Source organism: Streptomyces sp. NPDC047014 (genome assembly GCF_040644195.1).
Classification (GTDB): domain Bacteria; phylum Actinomycetota; class Actinomycetes; order Streptomycetales; family Streptomycetaceae; genus Streptomyces.
Map to the genome: position 1 here is coordinate 45,397 of NZ_JBEYVX010000023.1, position 13,239 is coordinate 58,635.

The 13,239-nt window shown below is 73.0% G+C and carries 7 protein-coding genes; 2 read left to right on the plus strand and 5 right to left on the minus strand.

What is annotated here, in order from left to right; genetic code table 11:
* Positions 1-15: 15 nt before the first annotated feature.
* The 3 genes from ABZ873_RS16110 to mfd form a co-directional block, all read right to left on the minus strand.
* Complete coding sequence (locus ABZ873_RS16110; protein ID WP_360871342.1) at positions 16-1,554, minus strand: serine/threonine-protein kinase; 1,539 nt, start codon at positions 1,552-1,554, stop codon at positions 16-18.
* Positions 1,551-2,183 carry a hypothetical protein gene (locus ABZ873_RS16115; protein WP_360871345.1) on the minus strand — a complete coding sequence of 211 codons (633 nt, stop codon included), beginning with the start codon at positions 2,181-2,183 and terminating at the stop codon, positions 1,551-1,553. Before ABZ873_RS16115 ends, ABZ873_RS16110 begins: the two co-directional genes overlap by 4 nt.
* Positions 2,184-2,385: 202 nt before the next feature.
* The gene (mfd, locus tag ABZ873_RS16120; RefSeq protein ID WP_360871347.1) at positions 2,386-5,919 is read right to left on the minus strand and encodes a transcription-repair coupling factor; all 3,534 of its coding nucleotides are present in this window, start codon (positions 5,917-5,919) and stop codon (positions 2,386-2,388) included.
* Between the two features lie 435 nt (positions 5,920-6,354).
* Between mfd and ABZ873_RS16125 the strand changes: the two genes are divergently transcribed.
* Positions 6,355-7,692 (plus strand): DUF2079 domain-containing protein, encoded by a 1,338-nt coding sequence (locus ABZ873_RS16125; RefSeq protein ID WP_360871419.1) that lies wholly within the window; start codon positions 6,355-6,357, stop codon positions 7,690-7,692.
* Between the two features lie 93 nt (positions 7,693-7,785).
* On the opposite strand, the gene ABZ873_RS16130 is transcribed toward ABZ873_RS16125, so the two are convergent.
* Positions 7,786-10,374 carry an ABC transporter permease gene (locus ABZ873_RS16130; RefSeq protein WP_360871350.1) on the minus strand — a complete coding sequence of 863 codons (2,589 nt, stop codon included), beginning with the start codon at positions 10,372-10,374 and terminating at the stop codon, positions 7,786-7,788.
* A complete protein-coding gene (locus ABZ873_RS16135; protein ID WP_360871353.1) occupies positions 10,371-11,159 on the minus strand; it encodes an ABC transporter ATP-binding protein in 789 nt (262 codons plus the stop codon). The genes ABZ873_RS16130 and ABZ873_RS16135 overlap by 4 nt, the downstream gene beginning before the upstream one ends.
* Positions 11,160-11,535: 376 nt before the next feature.
* Here ABZ873_RS16135 and ABZ873_RS16140 point away from each other — a divergent pair, with 376 nt between their 5' ends.
* A complete protein-coding gene (locus ABZ873_RS16140; protein ID WP_360871355.1) occupies positions 11,536-13,224 on the plus strand; it encodes an MFS transporter in 1,689 nt (562 codons plus the stop codon).
* Positions 13,225-13,239 lie beyond the last annotated feature (15 nt).

Below are 13,239 nucleotides of genomic sequence, written 5' to 3' on the forward strand. Positions count from 1 at the left end.
CGGCCTAGGGCCCCCTCAGCGCACCTGGCCCAGCCATTGCAGCGTGCGGCGTATCTCCGCCGGGAAGGGGTGCGCCGGGCCGTGCAGCCGCTCGGCGTCGAACAGCAGCCGGGCCAGGTGGTCGTGGGCCGCCGGGCGGTCGCCGAGGGAGAGCAGCAGATGCGCGATCCGGCGGCGGATCTCCAGCGGCAGGGCCTGGTCCGGATTGGCGTAGCGGTTCTCGAAGTACGGCAGCAGCGAACGGTATTCGGCGAGCGCGGCGGCGGGCTCGCCCAGCTGCTCCAGGCACTGCGCGGCGTCGTAGCGGAAGCGCAGCGCCTGCGCGTCGCCCGGCGGGAACTCCTCCGCGAGGCGGTGCAGTTCGGGCAGGGCGCGGCGGTACTGGCCGTCGTCCATCAGCGTGGCGGCGTACTGCTTGCGCAGGGAGCGGACCACCGGCGAGTGCTCCCCGTGCTCGGCGGCGGCCGCGGGCAGGATGCCGCCGAGGATGTCCACGGCCTGGGTGAGCAGCCCCTGGTCCAGCAGGGTGCGGGCCTGGTCCACGGCGCCCGGGATGTCCGGCTTCGCGGGCGCGGGCACCGGGCTGGGGGTGTGCGTCGGCGGCGGCGGGGCCGTCGGCCGGGGCGGGATCGCGGTGGCCCGGTCCGGCCAGGGCGCCTGCGGGCGGACGAAGGGCCGGGTCGGGTCGAGCGGGCCGGAGGCGCCGCGCCCGTCGCGGGCCGGGAGCAGCGGGGCCAGGGCCTCGTAGACCTCCTGCGCGGAGGAGGGCCGGTCCTGCGGGTCCTTGGCGAGCAGGCGCATCAGCAGCGCCTCCAGCTCCTGCGGGACCTCCGGGCGCTGCGGGCGGACCGGCAGCGGGGCCTCGTACAGGTGGCGGTGGAGCACGCCGAGGGCGGTGGAGCCGGCGAAGGGCACGTTCCCGCTGAGGAGTTCGTAGAGGAGCACGCCCAGCGCGTACAGGTCGGTGTACGGGCCCACCGCGCCGCTCATCGCCTGCTCGGGCGCCATGTACGCCGGGCTGCCGATGGGGGTGCCGGTGCTGGTGAGGCGGGTGGTGTCGGTGTCCATCACGGAGGCCACGCCGAGGTCCAGGACGAGCACGGTGCCGTCCGGGCGGACCATCACATTGCGCGGCTTGAGGTCGCGGTGGACGATCGGCACCGCGTGCACGGCGGACAGCACCGAGCACAGCTGCGCGACGACGGCGACCGCCCACTGCCAGGGGTAGGGGCCGTGCGCGGCGAGGTGGTCGGCGAGGTCCGAACCCTCGACATAGCCCATGACGAGGAAGAGTTCGTCGCCGTCACTGCCCGCGTCGTGGACGGTGACCAGCCCGGGGTGGTCCACCTGCGCCGTCACCCGGCACTCGCGCACGAAGCGGCGGCGCAGCTCCTCGGCGACCGTGCCGGGGCCGGCGACCTTGTCGGGGCGCAGCAGTTTTACGGCGACCCGGCGGTCCAGGCGGCGGTCGTACGCCGTCCACACCTGGCCCATGCCGCCCTGTCCGAGGACGCTCGCCAGCTGGTAGCGGTCTCCGATGAGGCGGTCGGTCACTGCTGCGGATCCCGGAAGGGCGTCTGGTTCGGGTCCTGGTGGTGCCCGCCGGGCGGCGGGGTCTGCTTGCGCAGCAGCTCGCTGAGCTCGTCCAGTTCGGCCCGGACCTGCCCGATGCGCGGCGGCGGGGTGTGCTGCGGCGGCACCTGCGGGGCGGCCGGGGTCGTCCCGGAGACCACGGTGGGGGCGGTGGCGTGCGGGTAGCCGTAGGAGGGGTTGCTCTGCTGCGGGTGCGTGTAGGGGGCGGGCTGCTGCGCCGGGTACCAGGTGGCGGTTCCGGCGGTGCGGCGGGCCTCGTGGTGCTTGATGTCGGCGACGAGGAAGTACACGCAGACCGCGAAACCGGTGAGGATCGAGCCACCGGCGCCGAGGTTGCCCTGCCAGCCGTTGACGTCCGGGGTGGGGTCCAGCTGGATCAGCGTCATCCACACCACGGCGAGCACACCGCTGATCACCATCAGCGCCCAGTCCCGGTTCTTCCGGGTGACCAGGGCCAGCCGCAGCATCGCGCCCCAGGACAGGAAGCCGCAGCTCAGGATGGGCAGCAGCGTGAACACCACGCGCAGTGCCACCACACCGCCGTCGGTGGACTGGGGGCCTTGCTGCGGCTGAAGGCCGGGGCCGTGCATCGCTGCTCCTGACGGGCCGTGCGGAAGAGTTTCGGCTCTGAGGGTATACAGCGTTCCCGGCCATGAGTGAGGGGATGGACGCAACCGTTGCACGCTCGCAGCACGGCGCGGCGGCGCCCGCGGCCGCGGCCCGGGGGAACCGGGCCGCGGCCGTGCGCGGCGGATCGGATCAGGATCCGGTCAGGAGCCGGTCAGGACGCGGTCAGGAGCCGAGGATCGTGGTGAGGAATTCGCCGGTCCAGCCCAGGAGTTCGCGGCCGACCACCGGCTTGCCGCCGATCTTGCCCGTCTTGGGGCGCGGGACCAGGATCTGGGAGGTCGCCGGCTTGAGGACCGTGCCCGGGTAGAGCCGCTTGAGCCGCAGTTCCTGGGACTCGCGCAGCTCCACCGGGCCGAAGCGGACATTGTTGCCCTGGAGGGTGATGTCCCCGACCCCGCAGGCCCGCGCCAGCATCCGCAGGCCCGCCACCAGCAGCAGGTTCTCCACCGGCTCGGGCAGCTTGCCGTAGCGGTCGGTCAGTTCCTCGCGGACCGCCTTGATGTCCGCCTCCGAGGTGGCGGAGGCGATGGACCGGTACGCCTGGAGGCGCAGCCGCTCGCCGGGCGCGTAGTCGTGCGGGACGTGCGCGTCCACCGGCAGCTCGATCTTGACCTCCAGCGGCGGCTCCTCCTCCACCCCGCCCTCGACGGCGGCCCGGTAGTCGGCCACCGCCTCGCCGACCATGCGGATGTACAGGTCGAAGCCGACGCCCGCGATATGGCCGGACTGCTCGCCGCCGAGCAGGTTGCCCGCGCCGCGGATCTCCAGGTCCTTCATCGCCACGTACATGCCCGCGCCCATCTCGGTGTGCTGGGCGATGGTCGCCAGCCGCTCGTGCGCGGTCTCCGTGAGCGGCTTCTCCGGCGGGTAGAGGAAGTAGGCGTAGCCGCGCTCGCGGCCGCGCCCGACGCGGCCGCGCAGCTGGTGGAGCTGGCTCAGGCCGAAGTTGTCGCCGCGTTCCACGATCAGGGTGTTGGCGTTGGAGATGTCGATGCCGGACTCCACGATCGTGGTGGAGACCAGCACGTCGAACTTCTTCTCCCAGAAGTCCACGACGACCTGTTCCAGGGCCTGTTCCGACATCTGGCCGTGGGCCGTCGCGATCCGCGCCTCGGGCACGATCTCGCGCAGCTTGGCCGCCGCCCGGTCGATGGACTCCACCCGGTTGTGGATGTAGAAGCACTGGCCCTCGCGCAGCAGTTCACGCCGGATGGCCGCGCCGATCTGCTTCTCCTCGTACGGGCCGACGAAGGTGAGCACCGGGTGGCGCTCCTCCGGCGGGGTGGTGATCGTCGACATCTCGCGGATGCCGGTCACCGCCATCTCCAGGGTGCGCGGGATCGGGGTCGCGGACATGGTCAGCACGTCGACGTTGGCGCGGAGCTTCTTCAGCTGCTCCTTGTGCTCCACGCCGAAGCGCTGCTCCTCGTCGACGATGACCAGGCCCAGGTCCTTGAAGCGGGTCTCCTGGGAGAACAGCCGGTGGGTGCCGATGACCACGTCCACCGAGCCCTCTTTGAGGCCGTCCAGGGTGGCCTTCGACTCGGTCTCGCTCTGGAAGCGGGACAGGGCCTTCACATTGACCGGGAACTGGCTGTAGCGCTCGGAGAAGGTCCCGAAGTGCTGCTGCACCAGCAGGGTGGTCGGTACGAGTACCGCCACCTGCTTGCCGTCCTGGACCGCCTTGAAGGCCGCCCGGACCGCGATCTCCGTCTTGCCGTAGCCGACGTCGCCGCAGATCAGCCGGTCCATCGGGACCGACTTCTCCATGTCCTCCTTGACCTCGGCGATCGTCGTGAGCTGGTCGGGGGTCTCCGCGTACGGGAAGGCGTCCTCCAGCTCCCGCTGCCAGGGGGTGTCGGGGCCGAAGGTGTGCCCGGGGGCCGCCATGCGCGCGCTGTACAGCTTGATGAGGTCGCCGGCGATCTCCTTGACGGCCTTCTTGGCGCGCGCCTTGGTCTTGGTCCAGTCGGCGCCGCCGAGGCGGTGCAGGGTCGGGGCCTCGCCGCCCACGTACTTGGTGACCTGCTCCAGCTGGTCGGTGGGGATGTACAGCCGGTCGCCGGGCTGGCCGCGCTTGGCGGGCGCGTACTCCACCAGCAGGTATTCGCGGGTGGCGCCCTGGACGGTCCGCTGCACCATCTCCACGTAGCGGCCCACGCCGTGCTGCTCGTGGACGATGTAGTCCCCGGCCTCCAGCGTCAGCGGGTCGATGGACTTGCGGCGCCGGGTCGGCATCCGGCCCAGGTCCTTGGTGGCGGTGCGCTGGCCGGTCAGGTCCGTCTCGGTGAGGACGGCCAGGCGCAGCACCGGGTCCACGAAACCGGTGTCGAGGGAGCCGCAGGAGACGTGCACCAGGCTCGGTTCCAGCGCGCCGAGGTCCGGCTCCAGCCGGGCGGCGATGCCCTCGCCGCCCAGGACCTCCACGGTGCGGGCGGCCGGGCCGTGGCCCTCGGTGAGGTAGACGGTGTGCCATCCGTCCGCGATCCAGCCCTTGGTGTCGGCGAGCGCGCGGGCGGTGTCGCCCCGGTACGCCTCGGGGGCGTGCATGCCGAGCTTGAGGGTGTCGCCGCCGGCGGCGTCCTCGTCGGCGGCGAACGGGGACACCGACCACCACATCATGCCCAGCTCGCGGGCCCGGTCGCGGACGTCCGCGATGCCGCGCAGGGAGGCCGCGCCCACGTCGATGGGGGCCTGGCCGCCGCCCGCGGTGGCCGCCCAGGAGGCCATCAGGAACTCCTGGCTGGTGGCCACCAGGTCGGTGGCCCGGGTCCGGACCCGCTCCGGGTCGCACACCACCGCCATGGATCCGGCGGGCAGTACGTCGATCAGCAGTTCCATGTCGTCGACGAGGACCGGCGCGAGGGATTCCATGCCCTCCACGGCGATCCCCTCCGCGATCTTGCCGAGCAGTTCGCCCAGCTCGGGATGGGCCTCGGCGAGGGCCGCGGCCCGCTCCCGTACGGAGTCCGTCAGCAGCAGCTCGCGGCAGGGCGGCGCCCAGAGGCCGTGCTCGGCGATCTCCAGGGAGCGCTGGTCGGCGACCTTGAAGTAGCGGATCTCCTCCACCTCGTCGCCCCAGAACTCCACGCGCAGCGGGTGCTCCTCGGTGGGCGGGAACACATCGAGGATGCCGCCGCGCACGGCGAACTCGCCGCGCTTCTCGACCAGCTCGACCCGGGCGTACGCGGCGGCCGCCAGCGCCTCGGTGATCTGCCCGAGGTCGGCGGTCGTACCGTTCCGCAGGCTCACCGGGACCAGCTCCGCCAGGCCGCTGACCTGCGGCTGGAGCACCGAGCGGATGGGGGCGACGAGCACGCTGACCGGCCCGGCCGCCGGGTCGTCCTTGCTGGGGTGCACCAGGCGGCGCAGAACGGCGAGCCGGCGGCCCATGGTGTCGCTGCGCGGGCTGAGCCGCTCGTGCGGCAGCGTCTCCCAGGACGGGTAGTCGGCCACCTCGTCGGGCGGCAGCAGCGAGCGCAGCGCGGCGGCCAGGTCCTCGGCCTCGCGTCCGGTGGCGGTGACCGCGAGCACGGTCCGCCCGGTGCGCCGGGCCAGGGCGGCAATGGCGAAGGGCCGCGCGGCGGCCGGGCCGACCAGGTCCACGTGCATGCGGTTGCCGTCCCCGGCCGCGGTGACCGCCTCGGCGAGAGCGGCGTCCCGGGTGACGGCGTCGAGCAGTCCGTGCAGGCTCATGAGGAGGCTTTCCGTCCGGTGAGGTCTGGAGCGAGGGGGCGAGGGGTGAGGGGCGGTGGGGGTGGGGGGTGCGGGGCGTACGGGCGTGGGGGCGCGGGGCGGGCAACGCGAAGGACCCGACACGTCGTACGGGCCGGGGGTTCCACCCTACGACGGCGCCCACCCCGACGCGCGAGGGATTCGGGTCACCCGCGCGGGTGAGCGATGCCGCACGGGACACGGGAGGCCGCCGCCCGGCCCGCACCGCCCCGGCGCTTTGATCCCGCTTTACGATGTCCCCGTACCCACCGCCTGAGCTCGCCGCGCCCCGTCGCGGGAGTTCACGCCGACCCGGCCGAGGAGCACCAGTCCGTGACGAGCGATGCCATAGCCCGCCCGGCACCCGCGGCCCCGGCCCCGGCAAAAGCGGCCGCGCCCCGCTGGGCGGGGCCCTGGCTGGTCGCCGCCGGCCTGCTCCCCGTCTATCTCGTCCTGTCCGTCGGCCGGTTCCGGCGCATGGACTGGGCCTCCTGGGACCTCGGCATCTTCGAGCAGGCCATCCGCGCCTACGCCCACCTGCGCGAGCCCGTCGCCGACCTCAAGGGGCCGGGCTTCAACATCCTCGGCGACCATTTCAGCCCGGTCATCGCGCTGATCGCCCCCGTCTACCGGGTCTTCCCCGGGCCGCTGACCCTGCTCGTGGTGCAGTCCGCGCTGTTCGCGCTGTCCGCCGTCCCCGTGACCCGGGCCGCCGGGCGGTTCCTGGGCCGGGCCCGCGGGATCGCCGTCGGCGTGGCGTACGGGCTGGCGTGGGGCGTGCAGCGGGCGGTGGAGTTCGACTTCCACGAGATCGCCTTCGCCGTGCCGCTGCTGGCCTTCGCCCTGGAGGCGGTCCTCGCCCGGCGCTGGCGGGCCGCCCTGCTGTGGGGGCTGCCGCTGGTCCTGGTCAAGGAGGACCTGGGCTTCACCCTGGCCGCGCTGGCCGTGGTGGTGGCCTGGCGGGCCCGCGGCACCGACCGGCGCGCCGCCCGGGCCGCGCTCTGCCTCGCCGCCGCGGCCTGCGTCTTCGCCGTCCTGGTGTTCACCGTGTTCATACCGGCCTTCGCCACCGAGGGCTACGGCTACTGGCACAAGATCGACGGCGGTGGCCCCTTCGCCGGATCCGGCACCAAGCTCACCACCCTGGCCTGGGTGCTGATCCCCACCTCGGGGCTGCTCGCGCTGCGCTCCCCGCTGCTGCTGGTCGCCGCGCCCACCCTCGGCTGGCGCTTCCTGTCCGGCGACGACCACTACTGGTCCACCGACTGGCACTACAGCGCCGTCCTGATGCCGGTGGTGGCGCTCGCCCTCGTCGACGCCGTGGACACCCTGCGCCGCGACCGCCGCCCGTGGCTGCGCTCGTACGCCCTCCAGATGCCCACCGCCGTACTCGCCGCCTCCCTCGCCCTGGCCGCGACCTCCCTGCCGACCTCCCGGCTGACCGAGGCGGACACCTACCGCAAGCCCGAGCGGGTCGTCGCGGTGGAACGGCTCCTGGCCCGGATCCCCGACGGGGCCACCGTGGAGGCCGACACCACCCCGCTGACCCGGCTGACCTCCCGCTGCCGGGTGCTGTGGATCGGCGGCAGCAAGGGTGTGGTCCCCGACTGGATCACCATCGACAACGGCAACAAGTGGGCGGGCGAGGACCCGACCGTGTATGCCTCCCAGCTCCACCCCGGCGAGCGGTACACGGTGGCCGGTGAGGCGGGCGGCATCGTCCTCATGCGGCGGGACACCGCCGCCGCGGGCTGAACGGGCCCGCGCCCCGCCCCCGTACGCACACAGGCGCAGGCCCGGGACCGAAGCCCCGGGCCTGCGCCTCCCCCCGTGACGACCGCGGCGCCGCTACTCGCTCGCGATCGCGTTCAGGACGTTCATCCGCCCCGCCCGGAAGGCCGGGACCAGGGCGGCGAACAGGCCGACGAAGGCCGAGCCGGCGAACACCCCGAGGATCGTCGGCCACGGGATCTCCAGGACCTTGAGGCCCTCCAGCGCCAGCAGCTGCTGCGCGGTGGCCCCCCAGCCCATGCCCAGCCCGAGGCCGAGGAGGGCGCCGAAGAGGGCGATGACCACCGACTCCAGGCGGATCATGCGGCGCAGCTGGCGGCGGGAGAGGCCGATGGCGCGCATCAGTCCGATCTCGCGGGTCCGCTCCACCACCGACAGCGCCAGGGTGTTCACCACACCGAGGACCGCGACGACGATCGCCAGGCCGAGGAGCCCGTAGACCATGTTCAGCAGCTGGCCGACCTGGTCCTTGAGGGCCTGCTTGTAGTCGGTCTGGTTGCGCACCGTGTACTGCGGGTACTCGCCCAGCGCCTTCTTGACCGCCTGGTAGGCGGCGGCGTCGGAGGACCCGCCGTCCTTGGCGGTGGCCAGCATCATGAAGGGCAGCGGCATCTTCTCGGCGGGCACGTTGGCCCGCGCGGTCTCGGTGCTGATGTACTTCATGCCCTTGTCGAGGTTGCCCTCGTCGCTGGTGATCGCCGCGACCTTGAGGGTGACCGTCTTCCCGCCGGTGAAGGCCACCGTCATCGCGTCACCGAGCTTGATGCCGCGCTCCGCGGCGTAGAGGGAGCCGACCGACATGGAGCCCGCGCCGTAGGCCGCGGCGTGCTCCCCGGCGGTCGCCTTGCGGCGGATGTCCTGGGCGTACGTCGGGTCGGTCGCGCCGAGCTCCGTCGTCTCGGCGGTGCCGTCGGGCGCCGTCACCTTGGCCTCGACCAGGCGGTACGCGGTGACGTGGTCCAGGCCCGCCGTGTCGCGCAGGGCCTTCTCCGCCTGCGGCAGCACGGGCTGGTTGGTCTCGGAGGCGATGATGAAGTCCGCGCCGACCGACTTGTCCAGCTCGTCGGTGGCGGAGGCCACCATCGAGGAGCCGACCACCGACAGGCAGGCCACCAGCGCCAGGCCGATCATCAGCGCGGCGGCGGTGGCGCCGGTGCGCCGCGGGTTGCGCAGGGCGTTGCGCTCCGCGAGCCGGCCCACGGAGCCGAAGGGCCGCAGCACCACACCGGACAGCACCCGCACCACGCCCGCCGCGAGCAGCGGGCCGATCACGATGAAGCCGATCAGGGTGAGGACGACGCCCAGGCCCAGCCAGAGCGAACCGGGCCCGGCCTCCTCGGCGCTCCCGGCGAGGAAGAGGGCCGCGCCGCCGATGCCGGTGAGCACCAGGCCGAGGGCCGCCCGCACCAGGCCGGCCTTCTTGTCGGCCGGGGTGCCGGACTCGCGCAGCGCCGCCATCGGGGAGACCTTGCCGGCCCGGCGGGCCGGGACGAAGGCGGAGACGACGGTGACGATGACGCCGAGGACGACACCGGCGACCGGGGTGGTCCAGGCGACGGTCAGATCGTCGGTGGACAGGTGCATGCCCATCTGGCCCATGAGCTTCATCAGGCCGACGGCCAGCCCGATCCCCGCGCCGACCCCCAGCACCGAGCCGACGAGGCCGAGCAGCAGGGCCTCGACGACCACCGACTTGAGGACCTGCCCGCTGTCCGCGCCGATGGCGCGCATCAGACCGATCTCCCGGGTGCGCTGGGCGACCAGCATCGAGAAGGTGTTGAAGATCAGGAAGATGCCGACGAGGAAGGCGATACCGGCGAAGCCGAGCATCACGTACTTCATGACGTCGAGGAAGGAGCCGACGTCCTTGCGGTTGGCGTCCGCGGCCTCCTTGGCCGTCTGGAGCTGGTAGGTGTCGGCGCCGACGGCGGTGGCGATGTTCCGCTTCAGCTGTTCGTCGCTCACCCCGTCCCGCGCGGTGACGTTGATGTGGGTGAAGGCACCCGGGGTGCCGAGCAGGGCCTGCTGGGCGGTGGCGGTGTCGAAGTAGACGACGGCCGCGCCCGGGTTGGTGACGGTGAAGGCGGCGATGCCGGAGATCCGGGCGCGGGTGTCACCGGTGACGGCGATGACGCGCAGCTCGTCCCCGAGCGCCAGCCCGTGCTTCTTCGCGGTGTCGGCGTCGACCATCAGCTCGGTGGGGCCGCGCGGCGCGTGACCCGAGGTGATCTTCATCGACTTGAGCTCGTTGTCGTTCCAGTTGCCCGCGATGGTCGGGGCGCCGGTGGTCGAGCCCATGTTCTCGTTCTTGGCGTCGACCACCGTCACGGACATCGACATCACGGCGCCCTCGGCGCCGCGCACACCCTCGGCCGTGCGCACCCGCTCGACGGCGGCGCCCTCCAGGGACGGGGGACGGCCGCTGTCCGGGGTCTCCTCCCCGCTCCTGGCCTCCTTCGGGCTGACGGTCACATCGGAGCTGGTGACGGCGAACAGCTTGTCGAAGGTGGTGTTCATGGTGTCGGTGAACACCAGCGTGCCGCAGACGAAGGCCACGGAGAGCAGCACCGCCACGGCGGACAGCGCCATGCGCCCCTTGTGCGCGACGAAGTTCCGCCGCGAGGTCTTGAGGACGGTGTTGCTCATGAGGTCCGCCCGCGTGCGTCGAAGTCCTTCATCCGGTCCAGGACCTGCTCGGCGGTGGGCGCGTACATCTCGTCGACGATCCGGCCGTCGGCGAGGAAGATGACGCGGTCGGCGTAGGAGGCGGCGACGGGGTCGTGGGTGACCATCACGATGGTCTGGCCCAGCTCGTCCACCGAGCGCCGCAGGAAGCCCAGGACCTCGGCGCCCGCCCGGGAGTCCAGGTTTCCGGTGGGCTCGTCACCGAAGATGATCTCGGGCCGGGCGGCGAGGGCGCGGGCGACGGCCACGCGTTGCTGCTGGCCGCCGGAGAGCTCGGTCGGACGGTGCTTGAGCCGCCCGGCCAGGCCGACGGTCTCCACGACGCGGTTCAGCCACTCCGCGTCGGGCTTGCGGCCCGCGATGTCCATGGGGAGCGTGATGTTCTCCAGGGCGTTGAGCGTGGGCAGCAGGTTGAACGCCTGGAAGATGAAGCCGATCCGGTCGCGGCGCAGCTGGGTGAGCTTCTTGTCCTTGAGGCCGGTGATCTCGGTGTCGTCCAGGTGGATCTGGCCGCCGGTCACCGTGTCCAGGCCGGCCAGGCAGTGCATCAGCGTGGACTTGCCGGAGCCGGACGGGCCCATGATCGCGGTGAACTGGCCGCGCATGATGTCCACGTCCACCTCGTCGAGGGCGACGACCCGGGTCTCCCCGGAGCCGTACGCCTTGACGAGCTTGCGTGCCCGGGCCGCGACGGCAGAATGCCCTCCAGTACCCCCGTGCCTGGTTTCGGTCATCGCCGTTGTCACGGTCTGTCTCCTTCTCGGAACGTCGAATGCTCGGATCGTGGATCGTGGATCGCTCGGATCGCGGACTGCGGTTGCGTCGGTTTCCCGCCGCGTGACGAGTCTGTGGCGGCCGGACCCGTGGCGCGCTGGTGCCCATCGCCGTATCCGCCCGGGGGTTAACCCCACCCCCGGCCGGCCCCCTGGTCCGTATGGTCCAGTTAAGGAGACGGTGAAGGCCCCCACCTCCTCCGCCGGGAGGAACGGCCCCTGGCCCGTAGTGGTGAGAGACCCCTAGGGGTCGTGCGCCCTTCGGCGTACACACCCTGAGGGATACCGCCCGCCGGACGGCGGTGAGATGGTGTCCCGCACGAGTACGTGCAGGGGGAAAGGAAATCCGGTGGCCGCAGCGGACAGTACGGACGGAGCTCCGGGCGGCATACCCGGGCGGCGCCCGGACACCGGCCCGGGTGCGGCGGTTCCGGCGCGGGCGGGCTCGGCTGGTGCGGGATCGGCGGGCGCGGAATCGGCGCGGGCGGGCTCGGCGGGGGCGGGCTCGGCAGGGGAACCGGCCGCCGGGGGAGCGGCGGGGCGGCCCCCGACCCCGGTCGTCGTCTCGCTGATGCTCGGGATGGCCCTCGTCGCGCTCGACAGCACCGTCGTCGCCACCGCCGTCCCCCAGATCGTCGGCGACCTCGGCGGCTTCTCCGTCTTCTCCTGGCTCTTCTCCGGCTACCTGCTCGCCGTCACCGTCACCCTCCCCGTCTACGGCAAGCTCACCGACACCTTCGGCCGCAAGCCCGTCCTGCTCTTCGGCATCGGCCTCTTCCTCCTCGGCTCACTGCTGTGCGCGCTCGCCTGGAACATGGCCGCCCTCATCGCCTTCCGCGTGGTCCAGGGGCTCGGCGGCGGCGCCCTCCAGGGCACCATCCAGACCCTGGCCGCCGACCTGTACCCGCTCAAGGAACGGCCGCGCATCCAGGCCCGGATGTCCAGCGTGTGGGCCACCTCGGCGGTGGCCGGGCCCGCCCTGGGCGGACTGCTCGCCTCCTACGCGCACTGGCGCTGGATCTTCCTGCTCAACCTGCCGCTGGGCGCCCTCGCCCTGTGGATGATCGCCCGCCACCTGACCGAGCCCGTACGCTCCCCCGGCCGCCGGGGTCCGGTCGACTGGGCGGGCGCCCTCGGCGTGTTCTGCTGCGGCGGACTGCTGCTCTTCGCCCTCGTCCAGGGCGGTGTGGCCTGGCCCTGGCTGTCCGCGCCCTCCCTGGGGCTGCTGGCGGCGAGCGCCGTGCTGGCCGCCTGGGTGGTCCGGGTGGAGCGCCGGGCGGCCGAACCGATCCTGCCCGGCTGGGTGTGGCGCCGGCGCACCATCGCCGCCGTCAACCTGGCCATGGGCGCCCTCGGCCTGCTGATGGTCGCCCCGACGGTGTTCATGCCGACGTACGCCCAGTCCGTCCTCGGGCTCGGGCCGGTCGGAGCCGGGCTCGTCATGTCGGTGATGACCCTGAGCTGGCCCGTCAGCGCCGCCCTCAGCCAGCACGTCTACCGGCGTATCGGGTTCCGGAACACCGCCGCCGTCGGGATCGGGCTGGCCGCGCTGATCCTGTACTCCTTCACCCTGCTCCCCTATCCCGCCCGGCCCTGGCAGCCCGCGCTGATCATGCTGCTGCTGGGCGGGGCCCTCGGGCTGTTCCAGCTCCCGCTGATCGTCGGCGTGCAGTCCACCGTGGGCTGGGCCGAGCGCGGGACCACCACCGCCTCCGTGCTCTTCTGCCGCCAGGTCGGCCAGAGCGTCGGGGCGGCGCTGCTCGCCGCCGTCGCCAATGCCACGCTGGCCGCGCGGCTGGCGCAGGCGCCCGTACCGGGTCTGCCGGGGCATCTCGACGAGGTGGCCGAGGCGCTGGAGGACCCGGCGGTGCTGCCCCGGGCCGCCGCCGGCCAGCTGCGGGAGGCGGTCGCGGCCGCCGTGGAGCACATCTTCCTGGGCGCGACGGCCGCCGCGGTGGCCGCGCTGCTGGTGCTGCTGTGCGTGGCGCCGCGGCGGTTCCCGGTGCTGCCGGAGCTGGGCGAGGAGGGGAAGCGGTAGCGGACGGGTCCACGA